The organism is Hallella sp. (genome assembly GCF_037460745.1).
Taxonomy (GTDB): domain Bacteria; phylum Bacteroidota; class Bacteroidia; order Bacteroidales; family Bacteroidaceae; genus Prevotella; species Prevotella faecis.
The window spans coordinates 1-22,537 of record NZ_JAXVAE010000130.1; the positions used below are offsets into that span (position 1 = coordinate 1).

Below are 22,537 nucleotides of genomic sequence, written 5' to 3' on the forward strand. Positions count from 1 at the left end.
AATGAAATCAAGTGAAACCAAGTGAAAATACGAAAATCGTAAGTAGCTGATAATAAGCATTCTTTTCATTCAGAAGGAAAGCGGCTCACAAATAGCACGTTAACTCTTAACCGATTGAGTATCAATGACATTCATTATTTGCATCGAAAAAGTTCACCATCAGAGTTACGCCGAATTCCGCCAATCGGTGTGGGAATGCCATCAGAACCGTCTTTCCCATTATGCAGTTCTTCCCCTATCAGAAGGTGAACGGGAATATTTGCAGCTGGCCAGCGAGAAGGCATATCTTGACAGATGCAACCAGTATGCTTCCATCAATACCCTCCCACCAAATCCCCTTGACTCGGCACAGCTGGCCGCTCCCGAAAAACAAATGGACTTCCAAGATCCCCATGCTGCACAATTGTTATTTCCCCATACGCTCCACACGGCCTATGTCACTTCCAACACCTCATACAAAACCTACTTGGCAGCCAACGGATTGCAATCATCGGTGATGGGGCGATGGCTCGAACAACTCGACTCCGCCACCGCTCTGGTGGCACGAGTGAAAGCCGCCCAGCCTGTCAGTGCTGAGGAAATCAAACAACAACCGACTGAATACCAAACGGCAATCCGCGAATTACAAGCCCAATTGGCCCCACAACTTGATTCCGACTCGCTGTGGACACCACAGGGTGAACCCGAAACATATCTCTCCCAAATCGTGGCCCGTCATCCCGGCAAAGTGGTATTCATCGATTTCTGGGCCACATGGTGCGGCCCTTGCAACCTTGGAATCAAGGAAATGGAAAAGGTGAAGAACGAGTTGGAAAATCAGGGCGTGATCTTTGTCTACATCACCAACAACTCCTCCTCCACCGATGGCTTCATGGAAATGAAACGCAAACACAGAGGCGAGCACTACATCCTCACCGAGGACAACTGGAAGAAGATGAAGATTCCCGGCTACAACAATGCCATTCCCCATTACCTTATCTATGGCCCAGATGGTCAACTCAAGGAATCGGTTGTAGGATGGCCTGGCGTTGAACCTATGAAAGAAAAAATTCTGAACGCGAATGAGTAGGCTCTAAAACCCAAAAGGCTGGATTCCTGACATGGAATCCAGCCTTTTTGTTCGTCTACGGTCATAAGTAGGGACTGCTAATTAGTGTTTACTGAATAATTTCTAACTCTCTGATATTTAAGTTTATATAACTTTATTTCTTCGTTCGACATGAAGGTCGCCAGCCATGTGTTTGCCCATTTCCCACGCCTTGCGCGGGGTGGCAGATTACCCATTTTTAGGTATTGCGCACCTTGGAAAACACCCGTAACTTTGCATTCCCCCAAAAACGGAGACAACCACAGGTCTGACAATCACAATAAACACAATAAAAGAAAATAGCAGAATATGAAGAAGATTTTTACTCTCGTTTTCGCCACGCTGATGGCAGGTAACATGATGGCTCAGATGCACGGAGCGTTGAAATTCGCAGGAGCCTCCACGGCCAATGTGCTGACCCAGAACGTGGAAAACGCAAGCGACACGGTGAGGTTTGAGATGGTGAACGCGGCTGCCGGCAACATCACCCTTCCCAAGATCGTGAATGACAACTTTGTGATTCCCTCGTTCACCATCGAGAATGTGGCGTTCGCAATGGGAGCCAACCACGTGATAACGATGGCCGACCAGACTTTCGCAACCAAGGTGACTGTGGGCGGCGAGGAGAAGGACATTACAGGTTCGTCATTCACAGGCACCTACAACATGGCCGACAACTCCCTCACCCTGAAGGCCGTGTTCAAATACGGAGCCATGCCCTTCGACATGACCTACGACATCAAGGCCTACGACATCAAGGCCGTGACAAGCGCCATCAACGTGAATGTGGGCGGAGCGTTCAACTACACCAACAACAACGTAACCTACAACGTGCGCAAGTATATGGATGGCAACGTGAAGAAGGCGGACGTGGAGATTCCCACCTACACCCTCGACAACACCGTGATGGGCAACCTCACGCTCGGCACTTACACCGTGAAGGGACTCACCTACGACGAGGAGAAGGGCGGATTCTACCGCGACTACAAGGACGACGGACTCACCTTCCACTTCTCAGCCGAGACGGGTGGCAAGAAGACGATGGACGGTAACTATTCGTTCAACCCCGAGAAGGACAACAACATCCTCGTGAAATACAACGGCAACAAGGTGGAGGACATCGTGAACACGTTCCAGATGGGATCGATGCCGTTCGCCATCGTGAGCAAGTTTACCTCCGCCCCCACCGCCATCACCTCGGTGAAGAGCAACGGAATGGGCGATGGCAAAATCTATAACCTCAACGGGCAGATGGTTGACAAGTACTACAAGGGCGTGGTGATTGTGAACGGAAAGAAATATCTTAAGAAATAAGATAAGCTGAGATTATCATTGATGAAGAATTTTTGCAAAGTGGCCGTTGCTGGGATGGGCGTCGTAGCGCTCACCGCTTGTAACGGTCTTTTTGACGACATATACGACAAGCCGCAGGAGATAGCGCCAGCTAAGGGCCAGATCGTGATGGACGCGACGAGCTGGACCAATTGGTATTATGTGGACCTCAACCGTCTCCACCAGCTTACCGTTGAGGGCGACGAGGAGGCTCTGTTCAAGGCGCAGACCGAGTTTGAGGCCTACCCCATACCGATGGAGGCCACAGGCGAGCGGGTGGATAAGCCCACAACGGAAGGCGAAAGCACGGGCGCAAGCTCCACGACAACACAGAGCGAGAAGCCGGGACAATATATGTATTGGTTCGACGTGTTCGGAGCGGGCGTAAAGAGCAACACGTTCACCCACTTCACCCCCACCGCTGAGCAGACGGCTCCTGAGGAATGGTCATTCGCCATTCACCGCAACAACGTGAGAACCAACGGCGGAGCCGTGCTCGAGACCACCTACACCTCGATGGACCAGTTGCCCGAGAGCAGCGAGGCGTTCAGGAACATGACGTTCAAGGAGGACGAATGGACCGAGAACGAGGTGTGGGACAGTCAGGAGCAGATGCTGCTGGGCTATGTGCCCTCGCAGGGCATCGCCCTAAACCGCGTGCTCTCGTCGTGGCTGAGCATGGAGATTCCGCCCATGCCACCATCGTTCAGCATAAACAACCACGTGTTCGTTTTGCGATTGAAGGACGGAAGCTACGCGGCTTTGCAGTTGGAGAACTATCTCGCGCCAAACGGCACAAAGTGTTACCTCACAATCAATTACAGGTATCCTTACTAAATGGGTGCCACTCGCTTTGAACGGGAAAAAGATTTATTCGAACGGAAATGAACAAACCCATATTATTCTCCGTATTGATGGCCACCGCCACGTGGCAGACGGCAACGGCCCAGGATGCCACCGCCGACTCCACCTACCGACAGTTTAATCTCGGCGAGGTGGTGGTGACGGGCACGCGTACGCCTAAATTCCTGAAGGACACGCCCATACAGACACGCGTGATCAGCGCCAAGGAGATTGCCCGGCTCGACGCCACCAACGTGCAGGACCTCTTGCAACAGGAACTTCCCAGCGTGGAGTTCTCGTATGCCATGAACCAGCAGACGCACCTCAACTTCTCGGGCTTCGGCGGCCAGGGAGTGCTCTTCCTCGTGGACGGCGAGCGGCTGGCTGGCGAGACCATGGACGACGTGGACTTCACCCGACTGAGCATGGACAACGTGGAGCGCATAGAGATCGTGAAGGGTGCGGCCTCGGCCCTGTATGGAAGCAATGCCACGGGCGGAGTGATCAACATCATCACGAAAAACAGTCAGAAGCCCCTGACGCTCAATGTGAACGCACGCTACGCCAAGCACAACGAGCAACGCTACGGAGCGGCCTTCGGACTGAACGGAAAGCATTGGAACAATATGCTCACGGCCAACCTCAACAGTACGGACAACTACAATGTGCACAGCGCCGAGAGCCCTGTGACGCGCATCATCGCAACCGTGTATGGCGACAAGACGATGAACCTCAAAGACCAACTGGTGTGGAGCCCCAACAGCAACCTCCACCTCACGGGACGCGCCGGATACTTCTTCCGCGAGACGGTGAGGTCGGCCGACCAACCCGAACGCTACCGCGACTTCTCGGGCGGGCTGCGCATGGATTGGAACCTGTCGGAATGGGACAACGTGCAGGCGAGCTACGCTTTCGACCAGTACGACAAGTCGGACTTCCAACGCATCACACGACTCGACATACGCGACTACAGCAACGTGCAGAACACCATACGATGGCTCTACAACCACTCCTTCGAAAGCGGAGACGTGCTCACCATTGGCTCCGACTACATGCACGATTATCTCTACAACACCAACCTGGAGGGCGAAGTGCGCAAGCAGGACTTGTGGGACGTGTTCGCCCAATACGATTGGCGCATCACCGACAAATGGGAGGCTGTGGGAGCCGTGCGCTACGACTATTTCTCCGACGGCAACGACACCCACGTCACCCCCAAGCTCAATGTATGCTACAAGCCAAGGCGCAACCTCGCCCTGCGTGCCGGATACGGCATGGGATTCCGCGCGCCCACGCTGAAGGAGAAGTACTACAACTTCAACATGTCGGGCATCTGGATCGTGGAGGGCAACGCCAACCTGAAGTCGGAGGTGAGCCACAATGTCAACCTCTCGGCCGAATACACTAAGGGCCACTACAACTTCACGGCTTCGGTTTATTATAACAAGGTGAAGAACAAGCTCGCCACGTCAGCGCCCTACTTCAAAAACGCCGACGACAAGCTGCCCTATCTGCCCTACGCCAACCTCGACAACTACAGCGTGTGCGGAGGAGAGATAGGGGCGCAAGCCAAATGGAACAACGGGTTCGGGGCGCGGCTCACCTATGCCTACACCAAGGAGCAGCTCGCCAAAGACAAGGATGGCAACACCATCAACAACCAGTATATCCCCGCACGCGAGCATGCGCTCAACGCACGCGTGGACTTCGACCGACAGCTCACCAAAACCTACGGACTGAACATCGCGCTTCAGGGACGGGTGCTTTCGGGGGTGGAGAACGTGGAATACAAAGACTACTACGACGTGAGCAAGGGAACCATCAGCGTGGAATATCCCGCCTACACGATATGGAAACTGTCGGTGGTGCAACGTGTGGGAAAAGCGGTGAAGGTAAATGTGGCGCTCGACAACCTCTTCGGATACAAGCCGAAGTATTATTATCTCAACAGCCCCATAACCGACGGCGTCAATCTTCAGATAGGAATGTCGATAGACATCGATAAAATATTTTGAAACTAAAAACGTTATACGTTTATTATGAAACAAAACTGGTGGAAAGCAATAGCGTCGTTCCTCATGGTTCTCTTTACCATGCCATTGGGACATGCGCTGATGATGATTATGGAGAAGACAATGACCCCCGAGGCGCTACACTACTCGGCCTTCCTCATGGGATTGGTGGGTCTGCTCATTGTAATAACTGGCGTGTTTGTGAAGGGCGACACCAAACAAACGATCTTCGGACTGATCGGAGGCCTTCTCTTCTGGACGGGATGGGTGGAGTTTCTCTTCCAATACTACGCCACACGCTGGGGCACACAGCCTGAGATGGAGAATGGCGAGATCGTCACCAAACCCGAATATCTCATCCTGCCCGCCTCCTTCGGCATGTGGATGATGGTGATGACGCTCTACATCTTCTCAACGAAGAACGGATGCAACTTCATCAACTGGTGGCAACGCACGCTGCTACGCTCGCGCAAGAACGAGATCGCGGCACGGCCGATGACCCACCACACGAGCATCGTGACCTTCATGGAGCTCAACATGATTCTTTGGGCGAGCTACCTGCTGCTGATGTTCTGCTACGATAAGAACTTCCTTGGCGATCGCCATCCCGCGACGAGCCTTGTGGCGGCAGCGTGCCTGGCGGGTAGCGTGCTGATCTTCAGGAAGCAACTCAGACTGGCCTCGTGGGGAGCCAACATTCGCATGGCCATCGCCACGGTGGTGGTGTTCTGGGTGCCAGTGGAGGTGCTAGGCCGCTTAGGGTTCTTCAAGGAGATTTGGATTGAGCCGGAGCGTTACGCCACGCAGATGGTGTGCATTCTCGTGGCGTTTGTGGCACTGCTGGCCTACATCGCCTTGGCGGCGAGAAAAAGGAAGGCACAAGGGTAGCCACGGGTGCCATGGCTGCAACAAGGGGGGGGGACTATAGGTCTTTAGGACAGAAGAGGGCGGAGAGATAAACGGCGCCGGCCAGCATGAGCGCCCCTCCCAGCCCCACATAGAACGAGGCGATGAACGTGCGGGGGACGGCTTGGCAGCTGCGGAGTATGATGCCCAGCGTGATCATGACCGTCATGACGAGATAGGACCTGAGGGGCATGAGGTGCCATACCCGCCGCCGCGCCGGGCAGATGCGCCCGATGCGCCGCACGTTCTTGAACAGCATCTTGACAAACATGACGGAGAAGAGGACGAGCGTGGCGAGGCTGCCCAGCACCATGCCTACTGTGGTGGCGCTGAGTGCGCGCCATGCCTCCACGCCTCTCCTACAGACGTTGAAACCTGCCGCCAGCCAGATGATACCGGCCATGAAAGCGAGCCATTGGGTTTTCATGATGTCAAAGGGTGATTTATCTTTTTTATTTTTTATTTCCCTTTTTATTCTCTCCCTATTTCCCCACGCAGAAGTGTTGGAAGATGTTGTTGAGGGTTTCTTGCGAGGTGATTTGGCCTCCGGTGATGTCGGCCAGGTCTTCCAAACATAGGCGGAGGTCTTCGGCCAAGAGGTCGGAGGGCAAGCCTGAGGCGAGGCCGTCGATAACGCGTTGCAGGTCGGTCATGGCCTTGTGCAAGGCTTCGAAATGGCGCATGTTGGTCACCATGATGGTGTTCTCGTCGATCTCAGGGATGTTGGCGGCCTCCATGATCTTTTCCTTCAGGAGTTGGATGTTCTCGTTTCGCTTGGCGCTGATGGCCACCTCGTTGTCGACGAACGTCTCGGCCGACAGGTCGGCCTTGTTATGAACCACGATGAGGGGCTTGCCCTCCGTGCGACGCGTCATGTCGTCCCTATCGGCCTGTGTGGGCTTACCGTCGATCATCCAAACAACGATGGCGGCCTTGGCAATCTGCTCATAGGCGCGCTCGATGCCTATCTTCTCGATGGCGTCGTCGGTGGTTCTTATTCCCGCCGTGTCGACAAACCGGAACGTAACGCCGTTGATGCTCGCCATACCATCGATGATGTCGCGTGTGGTGCCATCGATGTCGCTCACAATGGCCTTGTCCTCGTTGAGCAATTGATTGAGCAACGTCGACTTGCCCACATTGGTCTTTCCCACAATGGCCACGGGTATGCCTTGCTTGAGCGCCTGACCGGTCTTAAAGCTCTCGCATAAGGTGCGCAATTTCTCGAAGATTTCCGTCGAGAGGTCGTTGATCTCCGAACGGTCGGCAAACTCCAGGTCTTCGTGGTCGGAGAAGTCGAGCTCCAACTCGAGCAGGCTTGTGAGCTTGAGCAACTGCTGACGCAATCGTTGCAACTCGGAACTGAAATGGCCCTTCAGTTGACTGACCGCCAAATCGTGCGACGCCTTGTTGTTGGCCGCAATCAGGTCGGCCACGGCCTCGGCCTGCGACAGGTCCATCTTTCCGTTGAGGTAAGCACGCATGGTGTATTCACCCGGCTCGGCTTGTCGGCATCCGCAGGCTATGAGGGCTTGGATGATGTTTTGCGCGATGTATTGGCTGCCATGGCAACTAATCTCCACCACGTCGTCGCCCGTGTAGGAATGGGGGGCGCGCCACAACGACACCACCACATCGTCGATGGCCTCGCGAGCGCCGGAGGCATCGGCGAGGGTGTGGAGGGTGCCATAATGCAAGGTGTTGGCCTTGCTCTCGGCGAGGCGCTTGCCCGAGGCCGACTGGAAGATACGGTCGGTGTAAGCGACAGCGTTGGCGCCGCTCACTCTAATAACAGAAAGTGCGCCACCCGCCCGAGTGGCGATGGCGCAGATAGTGTCGTGGATGAATGTATTCAATGTTGGATATGTGAATGTGTCAAATGCGGTCGAGCACACGTGTGATGAGTCCGTCGATGTCGCCCTTATAGTTGGTCTCCATCTTCTTAGCACGGCGGTTGGCAATCACCATGCAGCAGGTGGCCGCCTCATGGCCCATGAGTGTGGCCAAACCAGCCAAAGCCGACGACTCCATCTCGAAGTTATTGATTTTCAAACCGTTATATTCAAAGCGCTCTATCTTCTCGTTGAGATTGGGATCGGTCAGGGGCAGGCGCAGCTGGCGTCCCTGAGGACCGAAGAAGCCTCCGCACGCCACCGTGATGCCACGCACCATGTCGTCGCACGCCACGCGGTCGATAAGGGCGGGGTTGGCCGTAGCCACATAAGGGTTGCCCATCTTCAGGTCCCATCCCACAAACTTCTTGAAGGCGGCCTCCAGCTCGAGGTCGCTGGCCTCGTCGCGGCCGGCGTAGAAATTGAGCAGGCCATCGAAGCCAATGCTCTTCACCGAGGCGATATAGGTTCCCGTTGGGGTCTCGGGCTGCAGGCCACCGCAGGTGCCAATGCGCACAAGCGTGAGGGTGCGGTGCTCGCTCTTCTCGGTACGTGTGGCGAAATCGATGTTGGCCAATGCGTCGAGCTCATTCATCACAATGTCGATGTTGTCGCATCCGATGCCTGTGGAGAGCACGGTGAGGCGCTTGCCTTGATAGGTTCCGGTGATGGTGTGAAACTCGCGATTGCTTATCTCACACTCCTTGCTATCGAAATGGGTGGCCACGAGGTCTACGCGGCCAGGGTCGCCCACGAGGATGACCTTGTCGGCCAACTGTTCGGGCAACAGGTGAAGGTGAAATATGCTACCATCGCTATTGATAACGAGTTCTGATTCTGCGAAATATCTGTTCATAGGTAAAAGATTGTATGAGTTGTTAGTTTTCCAATTTTCTTATTCGTTTTGCCAAGGCTCGGCTATCGGCCTGTTGCTGCTCGAGTTGTTGCTCGAGCTTGATGATCTGCGCGCGCAACTGCTGGCGTGCCGAGGGCTGCTGGGCATACTTCTTTCGGTTGTTGTCGAGCGTTGTCTGGGTGTTCGCCATCAATGTTTCCAACTCCTGCAACTGGGCATAGAGCGTTCGGCTCTCAGCATGCTTCAGTTGCGAGGGCGAGGTGATCACAGTTCGGTCGTTGATGGCAAACTGCACCTTCTTTGTGCTGGTGGCCTTGCCACGCGCTATCATGGCGGCGAGGCGACCGAGGGCGTCCTTGCGCTTTCCAAACTTCCACGTGTCCTTGATGGCGTGGATGTGGGCGAAGCGCTTCAGGTGGGCGTCGTCGATATCATCGGCCTGAAAATCCTTACGGATCGAGGTGGGCTCGAAGGTGTAGATGCAGACGCTGTCGGCCGGCTGGTTGCGGTCGGTCACCAACCATCCCAACGTGTCGTAATCGTCAATCGCCAACAGATACTCGTTGGCGGTGGAGTTGAACGGCAAACCATAGTTTTGCGGCTCATACCACTTGGCGTCATCGTTGTCGTAGGTGGTCATGAAGATGTCGTAGCCTCCCATGCTATGCGGACCTTGTGCGGCGAAGAAGAGCGTCACACCATCGCTCGCCAGGAATGGGAAACAAGCTCTCGGATACTCGTTGCCGTCCAGTCCGACCAACGGATGGGGAGCGCTCCATTGCTTGCCCACAAGGGTCTGGGCCAGCAAGTGGGTGGCGGTGGTATCGCCTTCGGCGTAAATCCTGCGATCGCCAAAATCGTTCTGGTATTGGGTGAGGAGCACGCCACCGTGGCCCACCTTACCCTTGCGAGCCGTGAGGGAGCCCGACTCCTTGTTGAGCGGCACCCGACTCAGGAAGTCGGCTTTCGACACCACCACGCTATCGATAAACATCACCTTAGCCGTGGAGGGCAGCATCGACTTAAACAGTTTCTGACCGGAGGTCTCGACGTGTGCCACGGGTTTTACCACCTTCGTTGCCTTGCCGCCTTTCGCTCCTTTCTTTTGCGCCGCCACGGGAAGGGCCATGCACAAGAGGAGCAATATGCCTATATATTTTAATCTCATTGATTTTTGCGTTTTATACAAAGATAATCCATTTTCACGAGAACGCACCCACGCCCCTCCTTATTTTTAGAAAAATTAAGGCGATGACGCATGCCAAGGGCCTAAACGCCAACCATGCCCCACCCTATTTGGTGAGCCTCACGTTGGCGTAGCCCACCAATCGGTCGGTGCGACCTCCTGGGGCTCGATAGTAGACGAGGGCTTGGTATTGGTTCTCCGTTTGGTAGAAATTGCCTTCGGAAGGCACCACCACATAGCTGCCTTCGGGCGTCAGCGTGAGGTATTGGTAGTTGTAATAGCCTTGCTTGAGCCACACGTCGGCCTCGTAGAGCTGCTGCTCGTCGTTCCACGTCATGAGGTATTTGGGGGCGAAGTTATCATAGGTCCAGGCACCATTGAGCCACACATCGTAGGGCAAGCGCTGGCTGTAGAGGCGGAAATGCACCATCAGGTACTCGCAGGTGTTGTCAATTTCCACATTGTCGGAGTTGCGAATGAGAAACGCACCATTGGCGTCCTCATCATACACATAGCTGGGGCGTGGCTCGTCGGGCCACACATAGGCATGATACATGGTGCCATCCCACTCCACCGACTCCAGTCCCATGGTGGTGTGGGTCACGTCGAGCATCTCAAACTTCCGGTATTCGTTGCCACCTTGGAAGATGAGGTCGCGGTTGTGGGTCCACGCCAACCCATTGCCGCTCACCATCTGCGGCTTCGCGTTGACCACGGCATTATCCCATCGCCCATTCTGCATCACCACCGTCATGATCTGCGAGGCGGGATTGGTTACGCGCACCTGCCCATAGTCGAGCTTCATGTCGACCTGCTGGTAACAACGATCCACCCCCAAGTCGGTGTTGGTGGTTACGCCCAATCCCACGGCCATCGCCGGCTCCACCACCATGAAGCACACCACGAGCACGGGCTTGTCCTCCTCGTTCTCATCGTAGACGGTCAACTTGTAGTTGCCGCTCATCTTGATGCGGCATTTGCTGTTGGGCAAGCAGAATTGGTAGTGGGTGTAGAGTTGGTTGGTGTTTACCGATTCCAGTAGGTCGTCGATGGTGTTTCCGTTGGCAAATCCCTGACAATAATCGCTCTCGAAAAGTCCTTCCGAGGGGGTCCAGTCGGCCTCACAATGCTCTATCTTATAGCAATAGCGATGGTAGGTGTGGGACAGGTCGTCGAACCCCACGTTCAGCACATCGCCCGCACCCAACGTAACGACTGGCAACGACGTCCAATCGTCGTTGACCACCACCTGCAACGAGGCGATACGCTCGCTCAGCAGCTCATGTCGTTGCGCCGATGCCGCCAGGCATCCGAAGCATGCCAAAAGTATCGATACCCAGAGTTTCTTCATGCTGCAAAGATACATATTTTTCCCTTTAACCCCAATCGGTCATTCGATTTTTAACCCCAATCAGTCATTCGTTTTTAATCACACTTAGTATTCTCTTCCATTCCACACTCAACATTCAACACTCAACATTCAACATTATAAACCACACTCAACACACAACATTCAACATTAAAAAGGAAATGCGCTTCCTAAGCTTTTTGGGCCTAAGAAGCGCATCAGGTATTGTCCGAAACCGTTCGTCCCTCACGGGACCTTGGTTTGAGCGGAACAGTTAATCATGTTTAGTCTTCGTCCTTTGTCTCTGCCTCGTGCTCAGCAATGAGCTTCTGCTGGAGGTCGTTGGGCACGAGCTCGTAACTGGCAAACTTCGTTGTGAAGCTGGCGCGTCCACCTGTGAGCGAGCTAAGCGCCACGCTGTAGTTGGACAGTTCCTTCAAAGGAATCTTGGCCTGCAACTTCTGGTAACCGGCCTCGGCGTCCATACCCATGATGATGGCGCGGCGTCCTTGCAGGTCGCTCATCACATCGCCCATATAGTCGGAGGGCACATACACCTCCAGGTCGTAGATAGGCTCCAGGATCTTCGGGCCAGCAGCCTTGAAGGCGTCGGAGAAGGCGTGGCGTGCAGCCAGCGTGAACGAGAGCTCGTTAGAGTCTACTGGGTGCATCTTACCGTCGTACACCACCACGCGCACGTCGCGAGCGTAGCTACCTGTCAGCGGTCCACGTTCCATGCAGTCCATCACACCCTTGAGGATGGCCGGCATGAATCTCAGGTCGATGGCTCCACCCACCACCGAGTTGATGAACACGAGCTTACCGCCCCACGGCAGGTCTTTCTCCTCCTTCGACTTGATGTTCATCTTATACTCCTGGCCGTTGAAGTTGTAGGTCACAGGATCGGGCATGCCCTCAGCATAGGGCTCCACAATGAGGTGCACCTCACCAAACTGTCCGGCGCCACCACTCTGTTTCTTATGGCGATATTCGGCCTTGGCCTTCTTGGTGAGCGTCTCGCGGTAAGGAATCTTCGGCTCCTCAAACTCCACGTTGAGCTTTTCGTTGTTCACCATACGCCATTTCAGCGTGCGGAGGTGGAACTCACCCTGTCCGTGCACGATGGTCTGGCGCAGCTCCTTGCTCTGCTCCACGACCCATGTGGGATCCTCCTGCCTCATCTTGAGCAGGGCGGCCATCATCTTCTCCGTGTCTTGTGGGTTGGCTGCCTTGATGGCGCGGCTATACTTCGGGTTGGGGTATTTAATGAAGTCGTAACGCCAGTCGGCATCCTTGCCGTTGAGGGCGTTGCCCGTCTTCACATCCTTCAACTTCACCGTGCATCCTATGTCGCCCGCGTTGAGCTGGTCCACGGGTATGCGGTTGGCACCTGCGCAAGCGTAGATCTGTCCTATGCGCTCCTTCGATCCGCGGTCGGCGTTGCTCAGGTCGTCGCCAGGCTTCACCGATCCACTCATCACCTTGAAGTAGCTCACCTCACCGATGTGGGGCTCCACGCCGGTCTTGAAGAAGTAGAGGCTCTCGGGGCCATCGCTCTCTGCGGCCACCTCCTCGCCGCGTGTGTTGCGCACCTTCGGCATCTCGCTCACAAACGGCACCACATTGCCCAGGAATTCCATCAGGCGCTGCACACCCATGTCCTTATGGGCGTCTACGCAGAAGATGGGGAAGATGGAGCGTGTCACCAATCCCTTGCGAATACCCTCGCGCATCTCATCCTCGGTGAGCGAGTCCTCCTCGAAGAATTTCTCCATCAGGTGGTCGTCGTTCTCGGCAGCTGCCTCCACCAGGGCCTTGTGCAGTTCCATGGCCTTATCCATCTCTTCTGCCGGGATGTCCTCGCGCTTGGGCTCACCGCCCTCGGGACCCCACGACAGCTTCTTCATGATAAGCACATCGATAAGGCTATGGAAATTGGGTCCAGTCTCCAACGGATACTGAATCTGCACACACTTGGAACCATAAATCTCCTGCATGGTGCTGACGATGTTGTCGAAGTCGCACTTGTCGGAGTCCAACTGGTTGATGAGGAAGATGACGGGCTTGTGCAACTTCTCTGTGTATCTGAAGTTGTTCTGCGTGCCCACCTCGGGACCATACTGTCCGTTGATGAGGATAATGGCCTGGTCGGTAACGTTCAGGGATGTGATTGCGCCGCCCACGAAGTCGTCGGAACCCGGGCAATCGATAATATTGAGTTTCTTATTGTTCCACTCTACATGGAAAACGGTGGGGAACACTGAATAGCCATACTCAAGCTCAACGGGGAAGTAGTCGCTCACGGTGTTCTTACCTTCCACCGAGCCACGGCGCTTGATGACACCAGCTTCATACAACATACTCTCGGCAAGCGTGGTCTTGCCGCTACCCGCACTGCCCAACAAGGCAATGTTCTTAATTTCGTTAGTCTGATATACTCTCATATCAAAAGATTTAAAGTGTTAGTATATGTTTTTAGTTAGGTCGGGAGTTGTACTCCAAAATCGACGACTAAGATAACGATAATCCGCTTAACTTCCAAAAGATTTGGGAAGAAATCGCTAATTTTTTAAAACAAATTAGTAATTTTGTTCTGAAATGGGCTCCACGAGGCCCTTCTGCATAACAATATGAAAGCCGGACTTTACATTCACATTCCTTTCTGTGCGAGCCGTTGCATCTATTGCGGCTTCTATTCCACCGTGCGCCCCGAGCTGCACGACCGCTATGTCGACGCTCTCTGCCGCGAGATGCTCCTGCTGCGCGATCGCATGGCCGACGATCCCATCTCCCTCTCCACCATCTACCTGGGGGGTGGCACGCCCTCGCAACTGTCGGCGGCCAACCTCCACAAGCTCTTCGCTTATATATATAAGGTGTTCCCCGTGGATCCCCATGCGGAGGTCACCATGGAGTGCAACCCCGACGACATACGGCGCCACATGTTCAGCCACTTGCCGGTGAACCGAGTGAGCATGGGCGCCCAGACCTTCAACGACGACCGTCTGCGCTTTCTCCACCGTCGCCACACGGCCAACGAGGTGCGCCGCGCCGTGGAGGCCCTTCGCCTCGACGGCATAGGCAACATCAGCGTCGACCTCATGTTTGGCTTCCCCGACGAGACGCTCGCCGACTGGCTGGCCGACATACGTTGCGCCTTGGCGCTCAAGCCCGAGCATCTCTCGGCCTACGGACTGATGATTGAGGAGGACACCCCACTCTACCGCCTGTGGGAGCAGGGCACCATACGGGAGGCCGACGAGCAGTTGAGCCTCGATATGTACGACCAGCTCGTCGACCGGCTCACGGCGGCGAGCTACGAGCATTATGAGATTAGCAATTTCGCCCTCTTGCCCCACGGCCACCAGGGGGCGAGCCCATACCGCAGCCGCCACAATAGCAGCTATTGGAACGACGTGCCTTACATCGGCCTGGGCGCCGCGGCCCATAGTTACGACCGGCTCACACGCCATTGGAACCCGTCCAACATCATGCGGTATATCGACGCCATCGAGCGCGGAACGCTCCCCTACGAGGAGGAGCGCATCGATCCCGACACCCATTACGACGACCTCGTCACCACTGCCCTACGCACACGCGAGGGCATAGACCTCAACATGCTCGACGAGCGCCACCGCGCGTTCCTCCTACGCAACGCCAGCGGCTACATCGACCGCCAACTGCTGCGCGTCGACGGCCACCACCTGAGCCTCACGCGCCAGGGCATCAACATCAGTAGCACCATCATGAGCGACCTCATGTACGTCTAACCCTCGCGCGCCTATTGGCGCATCGCCTCCAGCGCGTCGAGGCCGCGCGTCTGGTAGATGCCGTAGAAATACGCCTTCATGTCATTCTCTATGTCTGCCACCCTGCGCTTGCCCGTCACATAGGGCTTGAGCAGCATCGAGAGGAGCGTGGCCACCACGCCCACACCAATGCTCGCCAGGAAGTTGAGCAGTTCGCTGGCCACAAATTTCTGGTCGAGGAAGGCCACCATCACCACGAAGGGCGCCAGATACAACAGCCAGTCGCCAAAGGTGTTGAGCTTCTCCGAGCGATTGCGCTCCTCTTGCAGGTCCTTCGGGGCGGCCAGCAGGAGGCTCGCCCGATGCTTCTTCCAATAGTCTTCAAATTCTTTTTCCATACGTGCAAAGATAGCCATATTTTGCATATTCCCACTCCATTCCCTTACATATTCAACGATAAAACCGTAACTTTGCACCCGTAACATCAGGTAAGAACACACAATCATCATGCAAAATCAATTCTCTCGCATCCAGCTCTTGGTGGGCAAGCCCGCCATCGACACGCTCCATGGCTCGCGCGTCGCCGTGTTTGGCGTGGGCGGCGTGGGCGGCTACGTCGTCGAGGTGCTCGCCCGCTCGGGCGTGGGCCACATCGACGTGTGGGACGACGACCGTTTCTGTCCCTCCAACTGCAACCGCCAGATCCTGGCCACCGCCTCAACCATAGGTCAGAGCAAGGTGGATGTGGCCGAGGCGCGTATCCATGACATCTACCCCGAGTGCATCGTGCGCAAGCACCAGTGCTTCTACCTGCCCAGCAATGCCCACCTGTTCGACCTCTCGCAGTACGACTATGTGGTCGACTGCATCGACACGGTTACCGCCAAGCTCGACATCATCCGCCGCTGCCACGACCTCAACGTGCCGCTCATCTCGTGCATGGGCGCGGCCTACAAGCTCGACGCCACCCAATGGTGCGTCACCGACATCTTCAAGACCATCAACGACCCGCTGGCCAAGGTCATCCGCAAGAAGCTGCGCAAGACTCCCGTCAAGCACGTCAAGGTGGTCTACAGCCCTGAGGAGCCCATCGCCAGCATCGCCCAGCCGCTCCCCGACAGCACCGACCCCCATGCCGAGGCGCGCCCTAGCGCCGCCCATCCCTCCACGCCCAGCTCAGCCGCATGGGTCGTTGGAACAGCCGGCCTACTCTGTGGCGGCGAGGTGGTGAAAGACCTCATACGCCGAGCCAACACCATGCGCATCGACCTCACACAAGACCCCGACAACGCCTACGCCAAAGCAGCCGCACTAAAAGCAGCGGCACACGACGAAGAATACAGCAAGATGAAAGAATGATTTTTCTCCATGTGAGGTGATTTTTTATTCTCCCACGGGACTCACAGACGTTGAGTGTGTTGAATGTGGAATGGCATTTACCGCATGGCCATTCAACATTCAACCTTTAACATTATGAACGCCTGAGGGAGAAACTATCGATTGGGTAAGATGCCGGAACTAAGAGATTTGTGGTGCGCAAATTGAGAACCATCCCCATTCAAACGTTAAAATAGCCCTCAAAGACTAATGTTTTCGTCGTTTTTCCTTTTTTATCTTGGTTAGTTTCTATATAGGGTCTACTAATTAAATGCAACTAATTGAATTTCAATAAATTATCTTCCAATATATTTCCGTAGTTCACTGGAAATGATTACCTTTGGGTGTTAAAAACAACAAGAATCGAGATGAAATACTACTCCCAATACCACAGTCACGAGCTATTTGAGTTTCAAGAGTCTCTCTCGTGTTTGAGCAAGTCCAACTACTGGGTGAAGCTTGCTGACAATCTTCCTTGGGACAAGATAGAGCAGGAATACAACAAGCGACTGAAGAACAGGCACAATGGTGCAGGCAATAAGCCTGCTCGTATGGTTATTGGTGCTCTGATAGTGAAGCATGTTGAGGGTCTGAGCGATGAGAAGACCATCCAGGCCATCCAGGAGAATCCCTACATGCAATATCTGCTTGGGCTTCCCAAGTTCACGGAGAAACCCGTTTTCGTTCCAGATCTGTTTGTGCTGGTCCGCAAGCGCCTCGACCACGAATTCTTCAACCTGCTGACCTTGCTGCTGTCGGAGGCAGACGGCAGCAAGCCGAAGAAGGTCCACACCGACGAGGACGGCAATGACCACGGGGGGACGATGAAGGTCGATGCCACATGCTGTGATGCCGAGGTTCGCTATCCGACCAACTACACCTACGTCGACCATCTCAGTTGGGACGCCTACAACGAGTCGTCCGACCTCGCCACGCAATTGGAACTCTACAGAAAGCGCTTCGGCATGCTGCCACAGGAAGTCCAAGCGGACAAGCTCTACCTCGGGAAGGCGAACAGAAATCTTATCAAGGATTGTCATGTTGACTGTTACAACCACCCGCTTGGACAACCTCCCAAGGAAGAAAACGACTGTCACGCTGAGGACAAGAAGAGGGCCATCGGCGAGAGGAATGAGATAGAGGCCACATTCGGGACCTCCAAGCGAGTTTACCGGGTAAACGACATCAAGGCGAAACTTGACAACACGGCTGACACATGGATAGGAGCTTGCTTCTTCGCTAAAACGCAATGTGGTTCCTTGGGAGACTTCTTTGTCTCATTTTTGTGAATCTGGCCTTAGATCCTCTCAAAAAGCGAATAGAAGAAATCGCAGACCGCCTCGCGGGGATTTTTACCGCCCCGCAAAGTGGCTTGGCTAAAATAAATTAGTAGACCCTATATAGTACAAAAGAGCCATGCTTTTTTGCATTGAAAAAACATAATCCGAAGAAAATGTCTGAAGTAAAGCATCCTTTAACAAGGTATAGAATTTTAGACCGATGCCTTAACGACAGGCAAAGGCGGTACAACATTGATGATTTGCTCGAAGCTTGTAATGACAAACTTGAGCTTCTTTGTATTGTACCTGTATCTAAGCGCCAGATATATTCCGACCTTGAATATATGAAAAGCGATGAGGGTTTCAAAGCTCCTATTAAGTCATACCAGTATGGCACGAGAAAGTATCTTAGATATTCTCATGACTTCTCTATTATGGCTACCCCTATATCGGAAACAGAGTTGTCTCAACTTCAGGTTGCTGTTTCTTCTTTGCAGAAATATAGAGGATTGCCATTCTATGATTGGATCGATGAGCTTCTGACAAAACTCCAATTTCGCCTTGGCATTCGGCATGACGACGAAAACATCATTGGATTTGAGCAGAACAAGGATATGATCGGACTTCGATTCCTTTCAGACATTATTAACTACACGCTTAAACACATGGCAATTTCTGTTGTTTACAAACCATACAATAAAGATGAAGTGGCTTGGACTATTCATCCTTATTACTTGAAGCAGTATAATAACAGATGGTTCTTGTTAGGATGGAATGAAATGTACGACGACCTATCTATTGTACCGCTGGACAGAATTCAGTTGGTGGAACAGTCAGACAAGAAGTTCAGGCCCAATCGCAACGTGGATTTCGACCAGTACTTTAATAATATAATAGGAGTATCCATAGAAGAGAAAGCTGTTCCTACGGAAATTGTGCTCCAGTTTTCCAAGAACAGGCTTCCTTACGTCCTTTCAAAACCGCTTCATCATTCACAAAGTCTGGTTGATGAAGAGAAAGGAATTGTTGCAATTAAGGTAGTTCCGAACAAGGAGTTACTATCTCAGATTTTATGGTTCGGGGATGATGTGGAAATCATCTCTCCTGAGGCCATTCGAGAACAAATATCTAAGAAAATAGAGTTAATGAGCAAAAAATATTTGGATGTGAAGCAAGACTGCACAACCTCGTACTAATTTTGCAGCGTAAATAAAAAACAAGCTTATGCTCACAAACAACGAACTCACCGCAAAGGCTATCGTAGCCAAGTACACAACCGCAGTAAACGACCTTGCTAAAAAAGCAAAGGTTCATGAGGTGGATTACCCTATCTCCAATTTAGAAATGGAGAGTTATTCTCCTCATCAGCAGCTTATTGCTGCTTTGTGGTACGCTCATGAGGGTTTCCCATCAGAGCATCCTTTCTGCGATATTCTGTCTCCCTATATGTCTTTCTTCAGAAAGTCTATTCTCGCTGACGAAGAATTCTCGTTCCTCTTGGCTCACTATAGCGAGGTGATAGAATACCTCTTCTCTATTCGCAAGGAATGGGATTTCATGACTCTTGTAGGCGATGACCTACCGAAGGAGTTTGCCGAGTTGACTTCTTCTATCATGTCACTTGAAGAAGGTCAGACATTATACCTGCCTTCTTGTGCTTATGGTGACTTGGCCATCAAGTTCCCACAATGCAACATTGTAGGACTAGTAGAGAACGAAGTAGTTGCCGCCTTTACACAAATCCGCTTGAACGCAGCTGGTATAAAGGCCGACATCAAATCTCATCTGTTAGGAGTATTACATACTACTGTTATACCTACAGATAAGGTAGATGCTATCATCTGTACAGCAATAAATCCCATATCTTACGCTGCCCGTCAAAGACACACCTTGGGAAAGATGTATGATGCACTCAAGCCTGATGGTAAAATGATTGCAATTTGTGCTAATTTCGTTTTTTCATCTTATAAGAAGGAAGAAGCATTCCTAACACGCATCTACAACGACAAATCCATAGATGCTGTTATACAACTTCCTAACAATGTGATGAAGGACACAGGTTTGGCCCCTACGCTTCTGTGCATCGACAAGTCCACTAAGTTCAAGGAGCACGAAGGCATTGTTATGTTCGACGCTTCCTTTGCTTCAAGCGGTGTCGGCATCAGCAAAAGTCTTAGGCGAATTGATGTCGATAGAGTTTTATTCGCCATCAAAAACGGAAATCTTCCTGAGTTTGAGAATATCATCCGCAAAATACCATACGACAAGGTTGATGCATCCATATGGATGCCAAAGTTTTATCTTCTTGACAGAGATATTACTTCCAATCGTCGCTTGTCTGATTTGGTGGAAATGGTTTCTGCTTCAAGAAAAGCCCCTGAAGGCAGACACTACAGCTACTCTTTGTCTGGAAACAATCTTGCCACCTCCTACGAGGACGCAAAACTTTCGTTGAAAAAAGATAGCGAATCTTCACCATCGGACAAAGTTCCTGGAAGATACAATGTTTGCTATAATGCAGAACCATGCATCTTCCTTTCACTCACAGGGGAAGAAGTGCGTGTGGCATATTCTGAAGTCATGGACAAGGACGCATTTTATCGCGTGCTTCCAAATGTCATGTGCCTTAAAGTTAAGGATAGTTTTCCTGTCGACTATGTTGCTGCGCTGCTCTTGTCCAAAGAGATCAAGGAGCAACTTACAGCAATGGCACCTGGTACGATTATCACTCGTCTGGATCCTCAACTTTTTACAAAGGTTGTAGTGCCAGAGCACAATAAGGAGCAAATGTCTTTGTTCCTGGAAGGTGTCCTTAAGGCATCATTGACCCAGCGAGAAAGAGATATGCAGACTGAACGCGAAGAATACGAACGTGGAGTGCGTTTGCGTAAACACGCTCTTACCCAGTCTGTATCTTCTTTATCCGCTTTGTTCTACCAATTGAACAAATGTAGAGTCAGACAAGGTGGTGTCCTTCGCAACGAAGACTTAGTAAACCCTGTTCTTAACAAGTCTGTGGAAGAGGTATTCGTAGCGTTGGCTTCCAAGATGGAAGTCATACAGAAAAAGTTAGCTCATATTGCCGACCCTGACCTCGACTTTGGAGAGCCTGTTAATATTGACCCTGAGGAATTTATTCTTCATTACCTTAGGACAAAGAAATCGGGCTGGGCAAACTATACCGGGGAGGTAAGTTGGGACGAGAGGTACACAACTAACAAATGCAAGAAGGAGCTACGCGACCCATTTGACAACTCTATCATACTCAATGTTGGCGACACTCTGACATCATTCGAATTCCCGAAGGATGCACTGGAGCACATTTTCGACAACATTGTTGCCAATGCTGCTGCACACGGCTTCACGGACGAGACACGATCTGACTACAAAATCAGATTCTCTTGGGAAAAACAAGGGATGGACGTTGTGATAACCATCGAAAACAACGGTACGCCATTACCTGGTGTGGTTAATCCTGAGGATATTCTCAAAGCTGGTTTCTCCACAAAGTTAAACATGGAGGGACACGCTGGCTCTGGTGGCTATGAGATAGCTTCAATCATGAAGGATTACCACGGTGACGTGGAAGTGTTTTCCTGCCCGGACTCTGAGTTCCCGGTGAAATACGTCCTCAGATTCCACAAGACGAACATTTTGTTTTCGTTTAGTTTATAATTCTGGTGAGGGAGCAATCCCTCACCTACAAAAATAATAGATATGGAAGAAAATCTTATCAAGGTTCTATGGGTTGAGAATGACCCTGAAGTTATAGGAGCTTTTCCTGGTGAAGCATACGAATATGGCATTCACCTTGTCCCTTTCACCAATTGGGATGATGCAGAGCAGGCGCTCAAAGAGGATTTCGAGCAGTGGTCCGCCATCATTCTGGATGCAAAATGTTGTCTTCATGCAGACAGCGTTGACAATGCAGCGGTGTTTCTTACGAATGTTTCGAATGCTATTACCCTGCTTTGCAGAGGTAAAAAGTTTATCCCCTGGTATGTGCTTTCAGGACAGGCGGAAGATAATATCAAAGATTTAATCCCCGAATCCAGAAAGTCATGGGATGGCGACTGGAAGAAACCTTACTACGACAAAGCCACAGATAGGGATTTCCTTTATCATCGCATAAAGAATGCGGCAAGAAAGTTCAAGTCTTCATGCATGAAGATACATGAGATGTACAAAGAGGTCTTCGAAACAATTGACCACTTAAAGCTGCATGATGAGGTTGATAATTACCTCACCGACCTTCTTGTTGAGTTGCATTTCCCTGAACTGGACGATAAACACCTTAACGAGAACTACGAAAAGGTGCGCAAATGCATAGAATACATCTTCAGAAAGATGATAGAGATAGGTATGCTTCCTTATCAGAAGAAGATAAATCTGACATGGTCAAATAAAATTCTCAGCGGAATGCCTGTTTACGCCAAGGATGGAACAGAGGTTGCCAAAGGGGTGATTGCTGTTCTCCCTCAGATTCTACAGGATAATACAATTCACATGATACATACTGCAGGTTCTGCTCTTCATACAGATGAAGAGAAAGATACTGACACAAAGCATGTGAAAGAATATCTTTCTAGTGTTGGCAACAGCTCGTTCCTAATTACCTGACTTCGTCACTCAAAAAACATGCATTTTATAACTTGCTGATAAACAATAT

18 protein-coding genes are annotated in these 22,537 nt (G+C 52.2%); 11 read left to right on the top strand and 7 right to left on the bottom strand.

Annotation, left to right across the window (positions count from 1 at the left end):
* The first annotated feature begins 124 nt into the window (after positions 1-124).
* The 5 genes from WKK33_RS09035 (at position 125) to WKK33_RS09055 (ending at position 6,162) form a co-directional block, all read left to right on the top strand.
* On the top strand, positions 125-1,069 hold the full coding sequence (locus tag WKK33_RS09035; protein ID WP_337933489.1) for a TlpA disulfide reductase family protein: 945 nt from the start codon (positions 125-127) through the stop codon (positions 1,067-1,069).
* Positions 1,070-1,396: 327 nt separating this feature from the next.
* Positions 1,397-2,401: a hypothetical protein gene (locus WKK33_RS09040; RefSeq protein WP_337933491.1), complete on the top strand. Its 1,005-nt coding sequence runs from the start codon at positions 1,397-1,399 to the stop codon at positions 2,399-2,401.
* Positions 2,402-2,422: 21 nt separating this feature from the next.
* Complete coding sequence (locus tag WKK33_RS09045; RefSeq protein ID WP_309438081.1) at positions 2,423-3,256, top strand: HmuY family protein; 834 nt, start codon at positions 2,423-2,425, stop codon at positions 3,254-3,256.
* A 77-nt stretch (positions 3,257-3,333) separates the two neighbouring features.
* Entirely contained in the window at positions 3,334-5,277 is a 1,944-nt protein-coding gene (locus WKK33_RS09050; RefSeq protein WP_337933516.1) for a TonB-dependent receptor, read from the top strand.
* A gap of 24 nt (positions 5,278-5,301) precedes the next feature.
* A complete protein-coding gene (locus WKK33_RS09055) occupies positions 5,302-6,162 on the top strand; it encodes a hypothetical protein (RefSeq protein WP_337933493.1) in 861 nt (286 codons plus the stop codon).
* A 34-nt stretch (positions 6,163-6,196) separates the two neighbouring features.
* Here WKK33_RS09055 and WKK33_RS09060 read toward each other — a convergent pair whose 3' ends face one another.
* From WKK33_RS09060 to WKK33_RS09085, 6 genes are all read right to left on the bottom strand, one after another.
* Positions 6,197-6,607: a hypothetical protein gene (locus WKK33_RS09060; protein ID WP_337933494.1), complete on the bottom strand. Its 411-nt coding sequence runs from the start codon at positions 6,605-6,607 to the stop codon at positions 6,197-6,199.
* A 55-nt stretch (positions 6,608-6,662) separates the two neighbouring features.
* On the bottom strand, positions 6,663-8,036 hold the full coding sequence (mnmE, locus tag WKK33_RS09065; RefSeq protein WP_337933496.1) for a tRNA uridine-5-carboxymethylaminomethyl(34) synthesis GTPase MnmE: 1,374 nt from the start codon (positions 8,034-8,036) through the stop codon (positions 6,663-6,665).
* 19 nt (positions 8,037-8,055) lie between these two features.
* Positions 8,056-8,928, bottom strand: a complete 873-nt coding sequence (locus tag WKK33_RS09070) for a nucleoside phosphorylase (RefSeq protein WP_215760659.1) — start codon at positions 8,926-8,928, stop codon at positions 8,056-8,058.
* A gap of 22 nt (positions 8,929-8,950) precedes the next feature.
* Positions 8,951-10,096 (bottom strand): hypothetical protein, encoded by a 1,146-nt coding sequence (locus WKK33_RS09075; protein ID WP_337933498.1) that lies wholly within the window; start codon positions 10,094-10,096, stop codon positions 8,951-8,953.
* Positions 10,097-10,220: 124 nt separating this feature from the next.
* Positions 10,221-11,465, bottom strand: coding sequence for a DUF5103 domain-containing protein (locus tag WKK33_RS09080; protein ID WP_337933500.1), 1,245 nt, complete (start codon positions 11,463-11,465; stop codon positions 10,221-10,223).
* 281 nt (positions 11,466-11,746) lie between these two features.
* On the bottom strand, positions 11,747-13,906 hold the full coding sequence (locus WKK33_RS09085) for an elongation factor G (RefSeq protein WP_337933501.1): 2,160 nt from the start codon (positions 13,904-13,906) through the stop codon (positions 11,747-11,749).
* A gap of 186 nt (positions 13,907-14,092) precedes the next feature.
* Between WKK33_RS09085 and hemW the strand changes: the two genes are divergently transcribed.
* Complete coding sequence (hemW, locus tag WKK33_RS09090; protein ID WP_337933503.1) at positions 14,093-15,232, top strand: radical SAM family heme chaperone HemW; 1,140 nt, start codon at positions 14,093-14,095, stop codon at positions 15,230-15,232.
* An 11-nt stretch (positions 15,233-15,243) separates the two neighbouring features.
* On the opposite strand, the gene WKK33_RS09095 is transcribed toward hemW, so the two are convergent.
* On the bottom strand, positions 15,244-15,609 hold the full coding sequence (locus tag WKK33_RS09095; RefSeq protein ID WP_337933505.1) for a hypothetical protein: 366 nt from the start codon (positions 15,607-15,609) through the stop codon (positions 15,244-15,246).
* 109 nt (positions 15,610-15,718) lie between these two features.
* Between WKK33_RS09095 and WKK33_RS09100 the strand changes: the two genes are divergently transcribed.
* The 5 genes from WKK33_RS09100 (at position 15,719) to WKK33_RS09120 (ending at position 22,488) form a co-directional block, all read left to right on the top strand.
* Entirely contained in the window at positions 15,719-16,570 is an 852-nt protein-coding gene (locus tag WKK33_RS09100) for a tRNA threonylcarbamoyladenosine dehydratase (RefSeq protein ID WP_337933507.1), read from the top strand.
* A gap of 386 nt (positions 16,571-16,956) precedes the next feature.
* Positions 16,957-17,877 (top strand): transposase, encoded by a 921-nt coding sequence (locus tag WKK33_RS09105; protein ID WP_337933509.1) that lies wholly within the window; start codon positions 16,957-16,959, stop codon positions 17,875-17,877.
* Between the two features lie 164 nt (positions 17,878-18,041).
* Complete coding sequence (locus tag WKK33_RS09110; RefSeq protein WP_337933510.1) at positions 18,042-19,064, top strand: WYL domain-containing protein; 1,023 nt, start codon at positions 18,042-18,044, stop codon at positions 19,062-19,064.
* Positions 19,065-19,092: 28 nt separating this feature from the next.
* Complete coding sequence (locus WKK33_RS09115) at positions 19,093-21,543, top strand: ATP-binding protein (protein ID WP_337933512.1); 2,451 nt, start codon at positions 19,093-19,095, stop codon at positions 21,541-21,543.
* 42 nt (positions 21,544-21,585) lie between these two features.
* The gene (locus WKK33_RS09120) at positions 21,586-22,488 is read left to right on the top strand and encodes a hypothetical protein (protein ID WP_337933514.1); all 903 of its coding nucleotides are present in this window, start codon (positions 21,586-21,588) and stop codon (positions 22,486-22,488) included.
* Positions 22,489-22,537 lie beyond the last annotated feature (49 nt).

Bases quoted from the DNA above. Each gene is read 5' to 3' on its own strand.
- WKK33_RS09035 (WP_337933489.1), top strand. From the start codon at position 125: ATGACATTCATTATTTGCATCGAAAAAGTTCACCATCAGAGTTACGCC.
- WKK33_RS09040 (WP_337933491.1), top strand. From the start codon at position 1,397: ATGAAGAAGATTTTTACTCTCGTTTTCGCCACGCTGATGGCAGGTAAC.
- WKK33_RS09045 (WP_309438081.1), top strand. From the start codon at position 2,423: ATGAAGAATTTTTGCAAAGTGGCCGTTGCTGGGATGGGCGTCGTAGCG.
- WKK33_RS09050 (WP_337933516.1), top strand. From the start codon at position 3,334: ATGGCCACCGCCACGTGGCAGACGGCAACGGCCCAGGATGCCACCGCC.
- WKK33_RS09055 (WP_337933493.1), top strand. From the start codon at position 5,302: ATGAAACAAAACTGGTGGAAAGCAATAGCGTCGTTCCTCATGGTTCTC.
- WKK33_RS09060 (WP_337933494.1), bottom strand. From the start codon at position 6,607: ATGAAAACCCAATGGCTCGCTTTCATGGCCGGTATCATCTGGCTGGCG.
- WKK33_RS09070 (WP_215760659.1), bottom strand. From the start codon at position 8,928: ATGAACAGATATTTCGCAGAATCAGAACTCGTTATCAATAGCGATGGT.
- WKK33_RS09075 (WP_337933498.1), bottom strand. From the start codon at position 10,096: ATGAGATTAAAATATATAGGCATATTGCTCCTCTTGTGCATGGCCCTT.
- WKK33_RS09080 (WP_337933500.1), bottom strand. From the start codon at position 11,465: ATGAAGAAACTCTGGGTATCGATACTTTTGGCATGCTTCGGATGCCTG.
- WKK33_RS09085 (WP_337933501.1), bottom strand. From the start codon at position 13,906: ATGAGAGTATATCAGACTAACGAAATTAAGAACATTGCCTTGTTGGGC.
- hemW (WP_337933503.1), top strand. From the start codon at position 14,093: ATGAAAGCCGGACTTTACATTCACATTCCTTTCTGTGCGAGCCGTTGC.
- WKK33_RS09095 (WP_337933505.1), bottom strand. From the start codon at position 15,609: ATGGAAAAAGAATTTGAAGACTATTGGAAGAAGCATCGGGCGAGCCTC.
- WKK33_RS09100 (WP_337933507.1), top strand. From the start codon at position 15,719: ATGCAAAATCAATTCTCTCGCATCCAGCTCTTGGTGGGCAAGCCCGCC.
- WKK33_RS09105 (WP_337933509.1), top strand. From the start codon at position 16,957: ATGAAATACTACTCCCAATACCACAGTCACGAGCTATTTGAGTTTCAA.
- WKK33_RS09110 (WP_337933510.1), top strand. From the start codon at position 18,042: ATGTCTGAAGTAAAGCATCCTTTAACAAGGTATAGAATTTTAGACCGA.
- WKK33_RS09115 (WP_337933512.1), top strand. From the start codon at position 19,093: ATGCTCACAAACAACGAACTCACCGCAAAGGCTATCGTAGCCAAGTAC.
- WKK33_RS09120 (WP_337933514.1), top strand. From the start codon at position 21,586: ATGGAAGAAAATCTTATCAAGGTTCTATGGGTTGAGAATGACCCTGAA.